The sequence below is a fragment of the Halarcobacter sp. genome, from assembly GCF_963676935.1.
Taxonomy (GTDB): Bacteria; Campylobacterota; Campylobacteria; order Campylobacterales; family Arcobacteraceae; genus Halarcobacter.
The window spans coordinates 3,062,370-3,079,635 of sequence record NZ_OY781470.1; the positions used below are offsets into that span (position 1 = coordinate 3,062,370).

Sequence of the window (17,266 nt, forward strand, 5' to 3'; positions counted from 1 at the left end):
ATCTATACTCTTGTAAATTTTCTCTTATAGATTTTCAACTTTGTAGAGTTTCTTTCTCTCTTTAGATGATGGAATATCTAGCATCTTTCGATATTTTGTAATAGTACGTCTAACCATTTTTAAATCGAACTTTTCAAATATCATTTCTAAGATATGTTGATCTGTTAAAGGAGTCTCTTTATCTTCATACTCTACTAGTGATTTTATATAACTTTTTATTTGTGATGAAGATAAATCTTTATTGTTTACTGCGTTTGTAAAAAAGTGTTTTAATGGAAAAATACCTAAACTACACTCTATATATTTATTTGCAACAGCTCTACTGATTGTTGATTCTGCAAATCCTAACTCTTTTGCTAATTCTTGCATTGAGAAGGGTTTAAGTTCTCCACCTACAAAAAAACCAATTTGTTTTTCAACAATTAATAAAACGATTTTATAAAGAGTTGATTTTCGTAAATTTAACAGATTTACTAAGTCTCTTGCTTCTTTTAGTTTCTCTTTTATTGTTTCATTTTTAGATGAAAAAGGATCTTTTACTTCAATATCTGGATAATAAGCATGATTGATTTTTACATTTATATCTTCACCAATATCAACATAAAAATCTGGAATAATTTGTACATTTGTATTTATATAATCAACTGCAGGTGGGTTATTAAAATATTTTATTACATTTTTTGCATCTTCAAATCTATGATGTGCTGCATATTTATCAAGATGAGCTATATCTTTTATGATTTTTTTAATAAAATTATATAGTTCATCATCAATTTTTTTATCACAAGCATCTAATTGAAAAAGAAATGATTCTGATAAATTAATTGCTCCAATACCAGCTGGTTCTAATCTTGAAAATCGTTGTCTAATAGACTCTACATATTCTTTAAAGACATTACAAGTAATTGCTATCTTTTCTATATCACCTTCAAAATACCCCTCTTCATTTATATCGCAAAGAATTTCTAATGCAACTTTTTGAGAGTTTGGTGTAGGAAAATTTGGTGCGCATATTTGTTCACTTATTTTATCATTTAAAGATTCACTGTATAAAGCAAGTGATTCAATAAATTCTCCACTTGTTCCTTGAGGCATAAAATTGTTATAAAACTCTTTTGGTTTTTTAATCTCTAAAAATGGGTTTTCATAAGAGACATTTTTTAGATGTTTCTCTAGGTCTTGAAGTGAAGTTTGTAGCATAGGAAGCCACATCTTCAAAGATAAATTAAGATTTTGCTTTTGAGCAACTGAGGTTGATAATGTAGGTGCCATTAAAGTATTATGCCCAAACCCACAAAGGATTTAGGCAATTCTCTGTTTATTTTCTGTCTATTTTTGTAATTAGTATTTAATTCTAACTACACCATTTGGTTTAACAACTTTCATTTGACATGAAAGTCTTGTGTTATCAGTACAAGTACCAGCGCAAGCTTCTTTAATAACTTTTACTTCTTTTTCATTGATTTCAGATAAAAATTCCATACCTTGCTCAACTTCTACTACACAAGTACCACACTCACCATCTCTACATCCGAATGGTAAAGCTGAACCTGAAGCTTCAACTACATCTTGAATTGTACTTCCTGGTTTAACGTTTATTGCTAAAAAGTCATTAATAATTTCTACTCTTGTTGTCATTTTGTTTCCTTACTATTTTTTAAATGGTTTTACTAAAATATCACCTTTAACAAGCATCATAGGCGCTATTCTAACTTTTGGGCTAATTGTAAATTGTTGACATTGTTCTGCTTCATCAGCTGTAATAGCCCCATATTGTACAAGAAGATCTAACTCTTCATCCTCCATATAACTTGTTGGTTCTTCATCTGCAAGATTCTCAACAGTGATTAAACATTTAGAATAATCTTTAGTATCAGAAGGTACTGGAACACCTTTTTCTTTTGCTAATCTTACAATTGGTTCACCGATTTTAGCATCATAAACACCATCAGTTTTAGTATCAAAATGCATAAAAATAACTTTTGCCATATCTCTTCTCCTTTCCTTAGATTGGTTTTATACCAAGCCATACGAAAAAGTTCTTTAAACTCTTTCATTTGACTTGGTATTGGAAGTATTAATCCTCTTTACTGTAATGCTTCTCTCTATGTTTTCTCATAAACTCAAGTTCTTCGTCAACTTCGTTTCTATAGTCTTCCATAGCTTCAAGTTCATTTTCTCTACAGCCAACTACTTCTACAGGTGCTTCTTCTACACCTAAAAAATGAACTTCATATACACGAATAACTTGAAGAAATTCTCCAATTGATTTAATATAACCAATCGCTCCAGCAGGCATCATAAGAGTACCTATTGGAGAGTGAGGATAAGTTCCATCATTTACAATCTCTTTAATAAGTTTAACTTTTTGTCCCACACCAAATTTTGCACTATCTTCATCTTTCCCTGATCTACTTGCCGTAACACTATCGTGAAGATAAGTATTGGGGTTAACTATTTCATCATGGTTTATACCTTTAGCAGCCACAAGAACCTCCAGTTGAAGTTCCTGTTGTTCCACATGAAGAACAACCTTCTAATTTCCCTGTTTCATACATATTCCAAACATCTGCTGCGCTTGGAGCATGGCCATTTTTATAATCACCATAAACTCTTAAAAGTGAGAACTTTAAAAATTCAAGAAGCTTATTTTCATCAGTAATAGTTCCAATACCTTTTTTGATTAAAGTTCCATACTCTTTCATCATATGAAATCTTTTTACATTGATTAATGCTTGATCAAAATCGATATTAAAAAATCTAAAATAATCTTCTGTATCTCTTAGTTTATAAAAATCTTCTACAGTTGCCATAATTAACTCCTTTTACTTATTTGTTTAATCTAGAAAAAAGATTAAAAATCGATATTTATGCGGGTATTTGTCCCTTTAAGTTTGAAATCCAGTTTTCAATTCTTTCTTCAGTTTTATCTTCTTCATTGTGGTTATCAATTGCTAATCCACAAAGTTTTCCATCCATTTCTGCAAGAGAAAATTCATAAGAGTAACCATCTTTTTCTACAGAACCAACAGCCTTTGCTCCTAAAGATGTAAATGTTTTATGTAATTTTCCTAATGCTGAACAAAAATGCTCACCATGTTTTACACTATCTCCAGCTCCAAAAAATGCCACAGTTTTTCCAGATAAGTCTACCTCTTCATCTTCCATTTCTAATTGAGGGTCAACCCATGAAAAGTGTACATCACCTTGTCCCCAAGTTGAACTTCCTATAAATAATACATCATAGTCTTCAAATTGTTCAATATCATCAAAATCTTCTTCCATATTGATTACATCATCTTCTTCAATTCCAAAAGCCTCAGCTAATGCATCCGCCACAGCCATTGACGTTCCACCAGCAGTTCCACAAAAAATTCCAATCTTAGCCATTATTCTTCTCCTTCTTCTTTTTTAGCTTTTATATTTTTTATATCTTTCTTGAGCTTTAGTAAGTAGCTTTTCACCCTCTTCTTCAAGTTTCTCTAAAGTCCTAAATGAAAATCTATGAGCATCTTTAAAGCCTTTATCACACAACACAATATCATTTGCAAAAACTACAACTCTACCAAAACCTTCATGACTCATCTCCATTACAACAGAACACATAATCCCTGTCATCTTTTCAAAAGCAAGTGCTACTGCTTGGTATATAAGTCTAATATCTTGTGTTTGCATCTCATCAATATCTGCAATAATTGGAATCTCTTTTAATTGTTCTTTTGTTCTTACATATTTCTCTTGTAATAAATCTTCATTAGATTTATTTACCCATGTGCCAAATTGGTCTAAGGCTCTAATTTGACCGATTAATGTATCAACAAAAACTTTTTTAGCATCCATTACGCAGCCTTCTTTTCAATAATTTTTTTGATAAAAGGGGGCGGGTTACCATTTAACATATCTTGAAGTTTTTTTACTTCTTGCTCAATCCCAACTTCTTCTTTATATTTGATTGTAAAAATACCACTATTAATAAGTTTTGCAGCAGCTATAGCTCCAACATTTGTAAAATATACAATATCAATACCATCTAATAGTGCTACAGTCTTATCTGTATCTTTTTCTGTAACTTTTTTTATTTCACTCATATTTGTAGAAGTTTTACTTATCTCATAGACTGCAAATTGCTTTGCACTTCCAAAGTGTGAATCAATATTTTCTAAATCTTTAGTAGCAAAAGCTACTTTGATCATACCCTCACCTGACGTGTTTGAAGTTATTTTAATATTACTCATGGCATCATCCTTTAATTTATTAGGAGATATGCAAAAAGTGTTCCACTATAAAAATAGGTTTTTAAATTTTTTTTGCAGATTTAATTAAAGCTAGAAAATCGATTAAATCACTTAGAAAAAAGGCTCTATTATCTATAAAAGAAAAATAAACATTTATAAAAGTATTTTGTCCTAAAAATAGTTGAGCATTTTTAATAAATTCAGGAGGAATTTGCCTATTTATAGCTCTTTGCTCTACAAGTTCTTCACATATCTCTTCAAATAGAAAAAATATCTCTGCAGGCTTTTTTTCTGTTAACATATAGATATCACTTCTATATAAATCATATTTTTTATAAATATTTAAATAGGTCTCTTTACTCATTTTATTTTCCTATAGCTTGTAGATAAAGTATATTGTTTGTTGTATTTAATATTTTTTTTGATTCCTCATCAAAATATGCACCTATGCCAGTGCATCCAATATTTAAATTTGCACATTTTAAGTTTATTATATGTGCTAAAAAAGCTGAAAAAATATAGCTTATAATATAGTTGCTTTTTTCATTTGCTGTAAAAAATAGTGTAAAGCAACTATCTCCACCAAGCCTTTGATTAAAAGCTAATTTTGTTCCAATAGCTTTAAAATCACCCTCTTGAATCAATGTTACATTTTTGTAAATACCTTGTTTCATACTCTTTATATTATTATTTATAAAATATAGGTCTATATTAATTTTACTTGCAATTGAAAAAATATCTTTTGTAATTTCATCAAACTCTTCTTTTGATATGGACTCTTTTTTAAAACCTCTAATAGATCTTCTTTTATCAATAGAGTTTTGAATATTTTTCATTTTTAACTCTTCAAAGATTGAAGCTTTTATTTGCTCCTCAAATTTTTCATTTTCTAGTTTTTGTATAAACTCTTCTAAAAATTTGTTTTTAATAAAATAATCTGATGGAGCAACGCTTATAAGGGGTTCTCTTAACTGTTTAGGTTTTGTATCTTTTTCATTGTCTATTAAAATAGCACATTGAAAAAACTCTTGGGAATCAAATCCAAACTCTTTATTTAGATTTTTTTTATCAAAATTAAATTCAAATTCAAATTTTATATTTTCAGCTTTTAAAGAGGTAAATATAGAAGCTAATTGATGCCCTGTATCTAAAAGTAAATATCTATTTGCTCTATTTTCATATTTCCATGAGCTTCTAAAATAAACATTACTAATCAAAAAAATGAATTTTTTTGAATCTGTATCAAAATAGTATTCAAGTCCATCATTACTTAGTTCATGTATTAAAGTAAGATTATTATTTAATGGTTCATAATGGTAAATACCAGATAAAAACCCTTTTATTCCTCTAATTTGAATATAAATTTCACAAGGATAGAGTCCTCCTGCACTAGGATTTGCTCTTAAACTTACTTCTTCCTTTCCATATTTTTTTGTTGTTGTAATTTTCCCAAAATTTTTTATGAATTTTAGTTCTTCATATTCATTAATATTGTATCTTCTAAAAAAATTTGGATAGAGTTTATAGCTCCTTGGTTGAGTTCTCCAATCAATAAATTGGGTTTGCTCAAAGGAGTTTTTAAATGTTATATCAGTTTTCTTATGAAACTGTTGCATTCTTCAGCATTTTAAATATTTTTGGAGTTACAGCAAGATCAATTGCTTTAAACCCATCTAGATTCTCTAAAGTTACATCAGCCTTATTTTCAATCAATAGTTTTACAAAGTCATCTTTCCCGGCACTTGCACAATACATTAGTGCTGTTACTCCATTGTCATTCATTGAGTTTATATTTATTCCCGCATCAATAAGTGCATAAAAACAATCATAAGATGAACCAAAACATGCATTCCATAATGCTGTATTTCCATCTACATTTTTAATATCAAGATTCGCACCTTTTCCTATAAGCTCTTTTACTATTGGAGTATTAGCTTCTCTTGCTGCTTTCATTACAGCTGAGTTTCCATGTTTGCCTTGCTTATTTAAATCATTAATATCATAATTATTTTCCCTAAGCCATGTTCTTAAATTTTCAGTAAATGACATTTATGCACCCATCCAATTCTCATGTGTATGACCTTTTTGTTTAAAGTTCACAACTTCATGAAGGGCTGATTTAAACTCATCTAAATCAAAACTTGTTTCAATATTCGTTGGTATTTGTTTATATTTAATAACACCCTCTTTATCTATTACAAATAAAGATTTTGCAATAAGTTCTTCATTCATATTTACTCCAAACTTAAGAGAAAAATCTTTAAAGTCATTTGAAATAAAATTTTCATCTATAGAATAAGCATTTTTTACTTTTTCTACGTTTTCATCACTACTTTTGGTAATAATATAAACTACAGCTTTAGATGAATACTCTTCGATAATATTGTGTAAACCATTGTTATATGCTTTTATACAAGGTAATGTGATCATAACTTGTGTTTTTGGAGCCATCATCCCTATAACTTTTGTCTCACCACCTACCATTTTAACTCTTACTGCTGGTGCTTCACTTTCAACTTTTCTCTCTTTTTTCCCTAACTTATAAACTTCTTTTTTATATTTAACTTCCATTTTATAAAATATCCTTATGGGTAATTTGACAGTTTGTATCAATTATCATTAATGATTTTCTTAAATCTTTATTTTCATCAAGTATTTGAAATACTTTTGAAAAATCTTTATATTCTGTTGATATAAGATTCTCTTTTAAATCAAACTCTTCAATTGTTTTTTTACACTCCTCTTTTGAGCTAGAAGTGATTATAAATGAATCAGCTCTATCTTTAAAAAATTCGATAGCTTCATTTAATTGTTCATTAAATTCTTCTATTTTTGGTAAAGTCATTACAACTTGAACTTTTTCTTTAGGGATACCTAAAAGTCTTGTTTTTCCATTTATCATTTGTAATCCTATAGCAGGAACAATAGGTCTTTGTAAATTAATGCTCATCATGATTTATCTCATGTCTATGATTATTTATGATATTTGCCATCTCAAAAAGTAAGTAGGCACTTCCTTCATAAAGGATGTCATTTTTAAGTTGGTTTCCTACCCCCTCATAATCAGGAAAACCTCTTAACATCAATGCTTTTTTATGTTTCATAGTGTATCTTTCTCCATGAAAGTTTGATATTAATATTTCACTATCTTCTAAGTATTTCTCAACATCTTCAAAATCCCCAATTAGAAGATTTTCACACTCTATATCATCTAATAAATCATTTTTATGTGTTGTAATTATTGCTTTGATATTTGCTCCTGCTTCTATTATCGTATTAGCTATAGAGATACATTGATCTGGCTCTAAAGCTAAAACTACAGATGAACTTCCTAAAGCAAAGTGAGTATCTAAAAGAGCATCTTGTAATCTTTTTCTCCATCTTACAATACTTGGATGAGGTGTAGAAACCTTTTTTACTGTACATAAGTCTTTAAAAAATTTGTCACTATTTTCTAATCCACCTAATGAATCATAATGGAAAAGATTGATTTTTTCATTTTTTTCATTTAATTTTTGTCCAGCTTTTTTTACACTACTACCAATTGTTATCACTAAAGAGGCTGTTGCTAACTCTTTAATCTCTTCTACTGAAATACCGCCAGAACTGAGAGCTCCTTGTTTTAAACCTAGATGACCATCTAAAGAATCACTTAAATCTGGTAATGCAACAACTTCATATCCAAATAAAGCAACTGTATCTTTTATTTTTTCAATCTCTATTGGTTTAATATTTACATTTGGTATTATTACTGCTTTTTGAGTATCAATGGTATCCGATGCAGTTACTAATTGGTCAATTATTGCTTCAATAGATTTTGCAAAACCACTCTCAATAGAACCTTCAAAATCTGGTGTGTTTACATGACAAATTGTTTGTTGGTCTTGAAGTAATATAGTTGCACCTTTTATATCATCACCTTTTGTTTCTGTAAGTCCTGTGGTAAAAAGTCCTACTAAATCAGGTTTTACTTTACTTGTAATATTTTTTATTGACTCAGATATTGAATAGTCTCCCCCGTCAATAACTGCTGTAATATCGTTTACTGCTGTTGTTTGTACTGCAATTGGGTCGTTAAAATGTCTTGTGAAAAATACTTTTGAAAAAGAAGCACAACCTTGTGCTCCGTGCATCAGAGGCATACAATTTTTTATACCTAAAAAGCATAACATAGCACCCATTGGTTGAGATAATTTGATTGGATTTAATTGTAATGGTTTTGAGCTAATTGCTTCCATGTTATTTCCTCTATTTTTTTATTTTTATGCAAAAAGTGTTCCTAAAGAATAATTCAAATCTAATCTAGTAATTGAAAAATGTTTTATTTATATTTTATAAAAGTATTATTTTTAATTATTTTATTTGCTTTTAATAAAAAATCAAGTTTATGAAATGTAAAATTTTAAGTATATGTAAAGAGGTTAATAGATGAATTTAATAAATAGTAATACTCTACAAACTATTGATGGGATTTCTAATTCTCAAAACAGTCAAAATGTCGAAACTACTACTAATGATTTTTTATCTACTGCTTTATTTAGTAATCAATTTAAAGTTGAAGAGATAAATGAAATATCTAAGGAACAAGAAAATTTAAATGAAGATTTAAATAATGATGCAATTCAATTAGAAAGACAAAGAACTACTTCTATTCAAAATAGTGCAAATATTATGAAAGCTTTATTAAATAGTTAAAATTAACTTATTTTTTTCCACCTATATCTGACATTAGTATAGATAACCATTTTGTTGATTTATTTGAATCAAATGCAATTTTTAAAGTCATAGTAATAGGTACAGCTAAGAACATTCCCACAATTCCAAGTACCCATCCCCATAAAATTAATGAGAAAAATATAATAAGTGGAGATAGTCCTAACTCTTTTCCCATAAATTTTGGCTCTATTATATTACTAATTGAGATATTTATACCTACATATAGAATTATAATGATAATAGTTGTATTTATATCGGCACTTACTAGTGAAAGCAATACAGCTGGTATTGCTGCTATAATTGAACCAACTACAGGTATAAAGTTAAATAACATAGCAATTGCACCCCAAAGAATAGGATAGTTTATATCAAAGAATATAAGTATCAAAGCTATTAGAAAACCTGTTAAAAAACTTGTTGTTGTTTTTACTAAAAAATAGTTTTTAATATTGTGGGAGAAAAGATTAAAATGTTCAAGTCTATCTTTATCTTTTTCAAATATAATTTTTAGTTTCTTCTCAAAAGATTTTGATTCGGCTAGAATAAAAGCGATTCCTATAATTATCAATAAAAACTTAGAAAGAAAAGTTCCTATACTTCCTATTAAGTTAGTTGTTATACCAAAAAAGGAACTAAAATTTAGAGTATCTAAAATAGATTTTTTATCCACTTCTATTCCATATGTTTCCCCTAAAGCAATAGTATCTACAACAAGTTGTTGTAACTGTTTTTCATATTGGGGAAGGTTTATCAAAAAATCTTTTAAAGAGATATTTATAATATATGATAAGAGTAAGGTTATTAATGAAAAGATACCAAGAACAACAAGGTATGAAAAAAACTTTGGAATGTTTTTATTCTCTAAAAATAGTATGATTGTAGATATTATAGATGAGATAAAGATTGCTAAGAATAGGATGATTACAATCTCACTTGCAGCTTTTAACCCAGCAATAATAATTACAAAACTAGCTAAATAAAAAAAATAATTTCTGATTTTCATTCCATCCATAATGTTCCTTTTTTAAATTATATCTTTTAAAAAATAAATTAACATAAAAGGATAAAAAATAAATTATTACATAAATAGAGTATTTTTTATTTCATTGTATTTAGAAATAAAATTTGAATAGGCTTCAATATATTCTTTAGAATACGGCTTATCTTGAGCATTTTGATTTGTTAAAACTGCTTTTGAAACTGTATTTATTATATAATCAAGATTTATATGATCTTTACCTGTTTGAGCAGTGTTTTTTTGAGCTTTTTCTATTTTTTCTTTTTCATTATCTTCATTTCCAGAATTTATTTTTGTAATATCCTCTTGAAAAAAAGCAATTCCATTTAGTACAAAAGAAGATATCTCACCATTTTGTAGATTTTCAATATTTTCATCAATTACTAAATTACTCCAAACAGCAACTTTTGAATCTTCAATATCTTGTAATTTATCATACATGGTTTTATTTAATTCCTCATTGTCTGTATAGTTTACTTTTTCAAGTTGACTTTTAAAAGCAAGAAGATTATCTTGATCATCTTTATTAAGATTACTAATATTTTTTAATCCCTTTTCTAAGATTTTTACTAATTCATCATAATTTTCTTTCGCTTCTTCAAAAGAAATTTTTCTTAATTGTGCTGTAGTGTATGAACTATAATCGGGTATAGTATTTTCTACATTAGTATTTGATTCTGCTTCTTTTGTTGTCTGTGATTGTTCATTTTCTTTTATCTCATCACTTTTTTCTACCTCATTAGCTTTATTTACATCATAAATACTAAATATTTTCCCTGCAATAGATATCTCTTCTCCATTTATTAAATAGCCTTTAATAAATTGACTATTATCACCTGTACTTCGTAGGACACCATGTGCTTCTATAGACTCTTTTGCATCCTCTATTGATTGAAGAATTTGTTTTAAGTCAGTCCCTTGTATACTAGCGCCACTTCCTGCATGGTATCCATTTGCACCGTTCATATTAGATACCTTAGGTTCTTCATAATAGACTTGGATATTATCTTCATAATTAGTGAAAATAGTTTCATTTATTTCATCATTATCAAAGAAATTAACAATTTTGAATTTGTCATTAAAATTAAGTAAGTCTTCTACTTCTGTATTTTGTCTTGTTACTTCACCATACCTTTTATCAAGCATTTCATCAGTAATTTTATCTTCGTTTAAAAAGTAAGAGTTGAATTCCTCAAAATATACTTCCATCTCTTTAATACTATTACTTTGTCTTCTAGAACTATCACTAAGAACAAGTCTTTTTTGATAATTTTCAAAAGATTCAGAGTTCATAATATCTTTTGCTTCTTCCATACGAGCTTCAAGCACCTCTTTTATCTCGTCATAATTTGCTTTTATTTCACTATAAGAGAGTTGACTTAGATCTTTTGCAGTATATGTAGAATAATCACCTTCAATCTTTTTTGTAAAAGCAGTAATTTCTACATCAATCTCTTTACGAAGATTAAAAGAGTCACTAATAGTAGCTGTAGAATCTTTTTTTTGTATATTTGAGTAGAAACCATTAAAAAAATTAGTAGTAGATGAAATAGTCATTGTATATCCATATAAGTATAATTTTCTAATAATAGCTATAGCTTTCTTAAAATTAGATTAAAAATTATAAATATAGTTATTTATGATATGTTATATCATTTACTCTATTCTATCCAAGGTTCAGGAGTTCCTACTACTTTAAATACTCTATTATTTACAGCATAACAAACATCTTTTGCTAGATTCACTAGCCCTCCATATGCTCCATAACTTACTTTTTTTTCTTGATTTACATCTACAAAGGCAACTTTTTTCTTAATTGCTGTATATAGACTTCTTCCACCTGCTAGCAAAATATCTACATTATGTTCATCAATAAGTTTTGCTTGTTCTGTTCCTGGATTGGTCATCAAAATATCGACATATTTCGCTGCTATCTCTTTATCTTCTAAAGTTGCTTTTCTAACACTTGTTGCTACAACTTCAAGTCCAATATCTTGAAGCGCGCTGGCTATCGACCAAGATTTGTTTCCACCAGTATTTAAAATAGCTTTTTTACCCTCAAGAATCTTTCTATATGGGGCCAAAGCCTCTTCTAGTTTTGCTTCCTCTTGGGCAATTACTTGTTCAGCTTTTTCTAGAAGTTCTTTATCTCCAAAGGCATTTACAATACTTCTAATTGCATTACTTGTGTCTCTTTTCCCATAAAATGAGATAGAGATATATGGGATTTCATATTTTTCTTGCATTTTTCTGCAAAGTGTGATTAATGATTTAGCACAAACAATTACATTTAGTTTAGCTGTATGTGCCATTTGGATATTTTCAATTCTTCCATCACCTGCTAATGTAGAAACAACTTTTATACCTATTTTTTCTAAAATAGGAGTATATTGCCACATATCTCCTGTAACATTGTATTCCCCAATAAGATTTATTCCATATTTGTGAACCTCTTTTGGTTCTCTTGTTCCTATTAGTTGATGAAGAACTGATTCAGCCCCTAATCTTGAACCAAGGTTTTTACCTCCAACAAACCCTGGTGAGTGAATAACTACAATTGGAATTCCATGTTTCTCTTCCATTCTTGCACAAACATTATCCATATCATCACCAATCATTGCAGTTACGCAAGTTTCATAAACAAAGATTGCTTTAGGTTTTTTATGTTCAACAATATAATTGATTGAATCTTCAAGTTTTTGGTTTCCACCAAATATTACATCATTTGTATTTACATCAGTTGTATAACCTGTAACTGTATTGTTTTCTCCGTTGTGTGAAGTTAGAGTTGCTCTTGTTTCCCAAGATGCCCCTATACATGTTGCAGGTGAGTGTACTAAATGAATTGCATCTGCATAAGGGAATAGTGCAATTTGAGAACCCTCAAATGCACATCCTCCAGATGTAGCCCCTGGTTTTGGTTTATCACATGATGCTTTTTTTGTTTTATTATGAGAACATGCACTCTCATTTAATAGATCTCTAATTAGTTTCTTATTTACCATCTTAGACTCTTTTCTTTTAATTTTAATAGTTTTATGCAAGATTTGTTCCTTTATCTTTATGGAACACTTTTTGCATCTATTAATTTATAATAAACATAAGCGAGGAGAAGAGATGATCGCTATACCATTAAACAAAGATAACGATACTACAATATCGGATTTATATGGAAATGCACCATATTTTGCATTATTAGATTCAAAAACTGGTACTTTTACTGTTGAAGAGAATTCAGGTTGTGGAAATGGTCTTGATACAGCAAAGTTTGTAAAAGATGCTGGAGCAACAAGTACAATCTTTTATCATATGGGAGAAGGAGTTTTTAAAAACCTTTATGAAAATGGAATAAAAGTATTTTCTGCAACAAAAATGTATCTAAGTATTGAAGATATATATAGAAGTATTTTAGATAATACATCTAAATTGGTAACTAAAGATAACTGTGAGTCTTTATTAGATTCTGGTACAACTAGTTGTTCATGTGAGTGTGAAAATAAATAGGAATTAAAAATGGCTGTAATAATAACTGATGAATGTATTAATTGCGATACTTGTGTAGAAGAGTGTCCGGCAACTGCAATAGTTAGTGCGGATGATTCACCTTTAGAAGATGCAGAGTTTACTTATGTAAAACCTGAAAAATGTATTGAGTGTGTGGATTGTTCAGTTCCAAAGTGTTTTGATGTATGTCCAACGCCAGGTGCAATTGCATGGGATATGCCATATACACAAGAGTATGATGATTACTATATGCAAAGGGATTCTCAAGGGTTTTACAAGATTAGAGTACATAAGAAAAAAGGTGTATTTTCTCCTGCAAATCAACCAAGACCTTTTAGAGAATCAATTGCAATAGAAGATAGAGTTGAACATAAGGCTTTGGAATTTTAGAATATGAAAAAGGATTTAGAGTATTACTCTTCACTAGAATACCCTTTTGAGTGTTATAGTGGTGAAAATGAATTAGGTGATGCTTATCTTGTACATTTTCTAGATTTTGATATAAAAGCTGCAAGTGAAGATTATGAGGAGGCCATAGAGCTTGCTCATGAGTATTTGATAAAACATATAATTAGAGAATTAGAAGCTGGAAGAGAACTTCCAAATCCAGGTGAAGGAATGGAATTTATGAAACATAGAGAAGCATTAGCTGCATATAAACAAAAAGATTTTGAAACAGCTTTTAAAATTTGGGAAGAAGAAGCAAAAGTAAAAAACGATCAAGCTATGGCAAATTTAGGTTTAATGTACCTAAAGGGTGAAGGTGTAGAAAAAGATTACACAAAAGCAAAAGAGTGGTTTGATGAAGCTAGTAAATACGATAATGATTCAGCAAATTTCAATTTGGCACTTATGTATCAAACAAAAATAGGTGTTGAAGAGGATTTAGAAAAAGCAAAAGAGTATTTTAGACGTGCAGTTAAGAAAAATCATACCCAAGCTGCGTTTAGATTAGCATTGATTCTATTACAAGATAGACAAAATGTTGAGGGTGTAAAAGAGGGATTTGACTGTATGCTAAAAGCTGCTTCAAATGGACATGCAATGGCATCTATTCAATTAACAGGTATAGATAAAGATTTACCTGAAGAGGTTGAATTAAATACAGATTTTAGAGCTCAAACAAAAGAGAAACAACTAGAAGTTATCAATGATGCTTTAGATAGGTTTATTAGACCAATTTTATTAAAAGATGGTGGAAATATTATTTTAGTTGATTTTCTAAATGAACCAGAGTTAGAATTAAGACTTGCATATCAAGGTGCTTGTGTTGGATGTTCTATCGCTTCAACAGGTACATATAGTATGATTGCTGATACTATGCAAAAAGTGATTGATTCAAGAGTTAGGATTTTTATACTATGAAAATTGCATTTGCTTCTAAAGATAATATCTATGTAAATGAACACTTTGGCTGGTGTAAAGAGTTTTATATTTATGAAATAAAAGGTGACTCTTACACTTTTATAAAATCTGTTGATTCATCAATTGAAATTGATGATGAGATAGATAAATTAACTTACAAAATTGAATGTATTGAAGATAGTGATATTTTATATGTGCAACAAATAGGTCCCAAAGCTTCAATGATGGTAAAGTCTGCAAAAGTGTTCCCTATGCAAGCATCAAAAGAGAATGAAAAGATTGAGGATGTTCTAAATAAATTAATTCAAATGCAAGAGAATCCTCCAATCTGGATGAGAAGGTTAATAGTACAATAAGATGAGAAATACACAAAACGAACCAATAGAGATAGCACCAAATATATATTTTATAGGGGCTTTTGACCCCGATATTAGAACTTTTGACATTATAATGAAAACAGCAAATGGTTCATCATATAATGCATATTTAATTAAAACGGATGAAGGTGTCGTTATTATAGATACTGTAAAAGAAGAGTTTAAAAAAGATTTCTTTGAAAAAGTAGAAAAATTATGCTCTTATGATGAGATTAAATATGTTATTTCACACCATTTAGAACCAGACCATGCTGGTGCAATTCCTGAATTAATAGAAAAAGCTCCACAAGCTAAAGTATTAATTTCACCTCAAGCAACTGCTATGTTAAAAGCAATAACCCATAAAGATAATATAGATTTTGAAACAGTTTGGACAAATAAAAGTATAAAATTAGGAGATAAAACAATTCGGTTTTTAACAACTCCATATTTACACTGGCCTGAAACTATGAGTTCATATGTTGAAGAGGACAAGTTATTGTTTTCAGGAGATGTATTTGGAAGTCATTATTATGATAAAAGACTTTTTGATGATTTAGTAGGTGATTTCTTTTATGCATTTAAATATTATTATGATCATATTATGAGACCTTTTAAATCTTACGCTTTAAATGCAATCAAACTCTATGACAGATTTGAAATAGATATTATAGCAACTTTACATGGACCAATTTTAAGAGATAATCCAAAAAAATATATAGATTACTATAGAAAATGGAGCCAAGATGACTATAAAGTTATTTCCAATGGAAAGAAAACACTTTCAATTTTTTATCTAACTAGCTATAAAAATACTCAAGATATGGCTGAAGCTATATATGAAGGTGCAGAAAGCGTTGATGGTATTATTACAAATGTGTATGATTTAGCTTCCATTGAAGAATCAAATATGATTAATATTTTAGAAGAGAGTGACGGTATCTTAATAGGAACTCCTACAATTAATGCTGATGCCCCAAAACCTGTGTGGGATTTGTTGTCTTGTATGATGCTTTTAGAAAAAAGAGGAAAAGTTGGTGGTGCATTTGGAAGTTATGGTTGGAGTGGTGAAGCTGTTGATATGATTACTCATAGATTAAAATCACTTAATTTTAGAGTTCCACCGTTAGAGTCTATGAAAATAAAATTAATACCTACAAAAGAAGAACTAAAAGATTGTTATAATTTTGGAGTTGAATTCGCTGAAGTAATAAATGGAAAAATGATTGAGATGACCATGAATTAAGAGCTAATTCGTGATGGGTATAAAATTGCAGTATCTTTGACTAAAACTAAAAATTATTATACTCATCACCAATTGGCTCTTTATTTTTAAATTTTATCTTATTAAAACCTTATAAAAACTAAAAAAAAATCTATAGTTTTTTTCTAAATAAAATCTTAATTTTTACAAAATATGTTTCTATACTACAAAACAATACATAATTTAAATGATTATTTGGTATTATATGTTTTATTTATAATTCGAGATGTAATGACTTAATTAAGTAGCCATTGTTCATTCGAAGGAGACGTGTCTTGAGAAAAATAAAAGTTATGGACAAAAAATTTTTAGGTAAAGAAGAAGATAGATACACCTATAAGCTGAATGTAAAAGAGAATCATATACTTTTACATATTTCTAGTGATGATATTGAAAAACATACAATTATTCAATATATAAAAACCCCTTTTTATTTGATAATATATAAAAATGTAACAAATACTATTGATAAAAACGATTATTTTGAAGTATCCACTTGTAAATCAACTATTGAAAAAGAGTGTAATAGTGCTTGTGGAATAAGTTAATTTAAATCACTAAGCCCTGATACTTTATATACTACATCTTTTAATTCATTTAGTTTCTTAATGATAGCATCATTACAGTGTTTATCTAAGTTATATCTTGTGTCCATAAAATCGTAAATATTATCTATATTTGATAAAACCTCTTTTAATAATTGTTCTTTAATCTGCTCTTGAATAGTCATTAGTAATCCTTTTCATTTAACTTTTATATGCATTTTCTATTCCTATCTTTTTAATCTTTTTTCAAAGGAACACTATGT

General features: G+C 28.7%; 25 protein-coding genes. 7 read left to right on the top strand and 18 right to left on the bottom strand.

What is annotated here, in order from left to right:
- Window positions 1-24: 24 nt before the first annotated feature.
- The 14 genes from ACKU4C_RS14970 to nifN all read right to left on the bottom strand — a co-directional run bounded on the left by ACKU4C_RS14970 (window position 25) and on the right by nifN (window position 8,473).
- Entirely contained in the window at window positions 25-1,272 is a 1,248-nt protein-coding gene (locus ACKU4C_RS14970) for an RNA polymerase factor sigma-54 (RefSeq protein ID WP_321313393.1), read from the bottom strand.
- 69 nt (window positions 1,273-1,341) lie between these two features.
- Window positions 1,342-1,638 (bottom strand): 2Fe-2S iron-sulfur cluster-binding protein, encoded by a 297-nt coding sequence (locus tag ACKU4C_RS14975; RefSeq protein WP_320035640.1) that lies wholly within the window; start codon window positions 1,636-1,638, stop codon window positions 1,342-1,344.
- Window positions 1,639-1,650: 12 nt separating this feature from the next.
- Complete coding sequence (locus ACKU4C_RS14980; RefSeq protein ID WP_321313396.1) at window positions 1,651-1,989, bottom strand: hypothetical protein; 339 nt, start codon at window positions 1,987-1,989, stop codon at window positions 1,651-1,653.
- A gap of 88 nt (window positions 1,990-2,077) precedes the next feature.
- On the bottom strand, window positions 2,078-2,488 hold the full coding sequence (locus tag ACKU4C_RS14985; protein WP_321313398.1) for a nitrogen fixation protein NifZ: 411 nt from the start codon (window positions 2,486-2,488) through the stop codon (window positions 2,078-2,080).
- Window positions 2,478-2,813, bottom strand: coding sequence for a nitrogenase-stabilizing/protective protein NifW (locus ACKU4C_RS14990; RefSeq protein ID WP_321313400.1), 336 nt, complete (start codon window positions 2,811-2,813; stop codon window positions 2,478-2,480). The genes ACKU4C_RS14985 and ACKU4C_RS14990 overlap by 11 nt, the downstream gene beginning before the upstream one ends.
- A gap of 55 nt (window positions 2,814-2,868) precedes the next feature.
- On the bottom strand, window positions 2,869-3,390 hold the full coding sequence (locus ACKU4C_RS14995; RefSeq protein WP_321313402.1) for a flavodoxin: 522 nt from the start codon (window positions 3,388-3,390) through the stop codon (window positions 2,869-2,871).
- Between the two features lie 21 nt (window positions 3,391-3,411).
- Entirely contained in the window at window positions 3,412-3,840 is a 429-nt protein-coding gene (locus tag ACKU4C_RS15000) for a NifX-associated nitrogen fixation protein (protein WP_321313404.1), read from the bottom strand.
- The gene (locus ACKU4C_RS15005; protein ID WP_321313406.1) at window positions 3,840-4,235 is read right to left on the bottom strand and encodes a NifB/NifX family molybdenum-iron cluster-binding protein; all 396 of its coding nucleotides are present in this window, start codon (window positions 4,233-4,235) and stop codon (window positions 3,840-3,842) included. The genes ACKU4C_RS15000 and ACKU4C_RS15005 overlap by 1 nt, the downstream gene beginning before the upstream one ends.
- A gap of 61 nt (window positions 4,236-4,296) precedes the next feature.
- Entirely contained in the window at window positions 4,297-4,599 is a 303-nt protein-coding gene (locus tag ACKU4C_RS15010; protein WP_321313408.1) for a hypothetical protein, read from the bottom strand.
- A gap of 1 nt (window position 4,600) precedes the next feature.
- A complete protein-coding gene (locus tag ACKU4C_RS15015; protein WP_321313410.1) occupies window positions 4,601-5,851 on the bottom strand; it encodes a nitroreductase family protein in 1,251 nt (416 codons plus the stop codon).
- The gene (locus tag ACKU4C_RS15020; RefSeq protein ID WP_321313411.1) at window positions 5,835-6,284 is read right to left on the bottom strand and encodes an ankyrin repeat domain-containing protein; all 450 of its coding nucleotides are present in this window, start codon (window positions 6,282-6,284) and stop codon (window positions 5,835-5,837) included. The genes ACKU4C_RS15015 and ACKU4C_RS15020 overlap by 17 nt, the downstream gene beginning before the upstream one ends.
- Complete coding sequence (locus ACKU4C_RS15025; protein ID WP_321313413.1) at window positions 6,285-6,806, bottom strand: redoxin family protein; 522 nt, start codon at window positions 6,804-6,806, stop codon at window positions 6,285-6,287.
- A 1-nt stretch (window position 6,807) separates the two neighbouring features.
- Window positions 6,808-7,185, bottom strand: coding sequence for a hypothetical protein (locus ACKU4C_RS15030; protein ID WP_321313415.1), 378 nt, complete (start codon window positions 7,183-7,185; stop codon window positions 6,808-6,810).
- Window positions 7,175-8,473: a nitrogenase iron-molybdenum cofactor biosynthesis protein NifN gene (gene nifN, locus ACKU4C_RS15035; RefSeq protein WP_321313417.1), complete on the bottom strand. Its 1,299-nt coding sequence runs from the start codon at window positions 8,471-8,473 to the stop codon at window positions 7,175-7,177. Before nifN ends, ACKU4C_RS15030 begins: the two co-directional genes overlap by 11 nt.
- Before the next feature lie 190 nt (window positions 8,474-8,663).
- On the opposite strand from nifN, the gene ACKU4C_RS15040 reads away from it, so the two are divergent.
- The gene (locus ACKU4C_RS15040; RefSeq protein ID WP_321313419.1) at window positions 8,664-8,930 is read left to right on the top strand and encodes a hypothetical protein; all 267 of its coding nucleotides are present in this window, start codon (window positions 8,664-8,666) and stop codon (window positions 8,928-8,930) included.
- Between the two features lie 7 nt (window positions 8,931-8,937).
- On the opposite strand, the gene ACKU4C_RS15045 is transcribed toward ACKU4C_RS15040, so the two are convergent.
- From ACKU4C_RS15045 to ACKU4C_RS15055, 3 genes are all read right to left on the bottom strand, one after another.
- Entirely contained in the window at window positions 8,938-9,963 is a 1,026-nt protein-coding gene (locus tag ACKU4C_RS15045) for an AI-2E family transporter (RefSeq protein WP_321313421.1), read from the bottom strand.
- 66 nt (window positions 9,964-10,029) lie between these two features.
- Entirely contained in the window at window positions 10,030-11,526 is a 1,497-nt protein-coding gene (locus ACKU4C_RS15050; RefSeq protein WP_321313423.1) for a hypothetical protein, read from the bottom strand.
- Window positions 11,527-11,630: 104 nt separating this feature from the next.
- Window positions 11,631-13,013, bottom strand: coding sequence for a nitrogenase component 1 (locus ACKU4C_RS15055; protein WP_321313425.1), 1,383 nt, complete (start codon window positions 13,011-13,013; stop codon window positions 11,631-11,633).
- Window positions 13,014-13,086: 73 nt separating this feature from the next.
- On the opposite strand from ACKU4C_RS15055, the gene ACKU4C_RS15060 reads away from it, so the two are divergent.
- From ACKU4C_RS15060 to ACKU4C_RS15085, 6 genes are all read left to right on the top strand, one after another.
- Window positions 13,087-13,473, top strand: coding sequence for a NifB/NifX family molybdenum-iron cluster-binding protein (locus tag ACKU4C_RS15060; RefSeq protein WP_321313427.1), 387 nt, complete (start codon window positions 13,087-13,089; stop codon window positions 13,471-13,473).
- A gap of 9 nt (window positions 13,474-13,482) precedes the next feature.
- The gene (locus tag ACKU4C_RS15065) at window positions 13,483-13,863 is read left to right on the top strand and encodes a 4Fe-4S dicluster domain-containing protein (RefSeq protein WP_321313429.1); all 381 of its coding nucleotides are present in this window, start codon (window positions 13,483-13,485) and stop codon (window positions 13,861-13,863) included.
- A gap of 3 nt (window positions 13,864-13,866) precedes the next feature.
- Window positions 13,867-14,838: a NifU family protein gene (locus tag ACKU4C_RS15070; RefSeq protein WP_321313432.1), complete on the top strand. Its 972-nt coding sequence runs from the start codon at window positions 13,867-13,869 to the stop codon at window positions 14,836-14,838.
- Window positions 14,835-15,194 (top strand): NifB/NifX family molybdenum-iron cluster-binding protein, encoded by a 360-nt coding sequence (locus ACKU4C_RS15075; protein ID WP_321313433.1) that lies wholly within the window; start codon window positions 14,835-14,837, stop codon window positions 15,192-15,194. The genes ACKU4C_RS15070 and ACKU4C_RS15075 overlap by 4 nt, the downstream gene beginning before the upstream one ends.
- 1 nt (window position 15,195) lies before the next feature.
- Window positions 15,196-16,440, top strand: a complete 1,245-nt coding sequence (locus ACKU4C_RS15080; protein WP_321313434.1) for an FprA family A-type flavoprotein — start codon at window positions 15,196-15,198, stop codon at window positions 16,438-16,440.
- 293 nt (window positions 16,441-16,733) lie between these two features.
- Window positions 16,734-17,006, top strand: a complete 273-nt coding sequence (locus ACKU4C_RS15085; protein ID WP_321313436.1) for a hypothetical protein — start codon at window positions 16,734-16,736, stop codon at window positions 17,004-17,006.
- On the opposite strand, the gene ACKU4C_RS15090 is transcribed toward ACKU4C_RS15085, so the two are convergent.
- Window positions 17,003-17,188, bottom strand: coding sequence for a hypothetical protein (locus ACKU4C_RS15090; protein ID WP_321313438.1), 186 nt, complete (start codon window positions 17,186-17,188; stop codon window positions 17,003-17,005). The two genes, ACKU4C_RS15085 and ACKU4C_RS15090, sit on opposite strands and share 4 nt — an antisense overlap.
- Window positions 17,189-17,266: the final 78 nt, after the last annotated feature.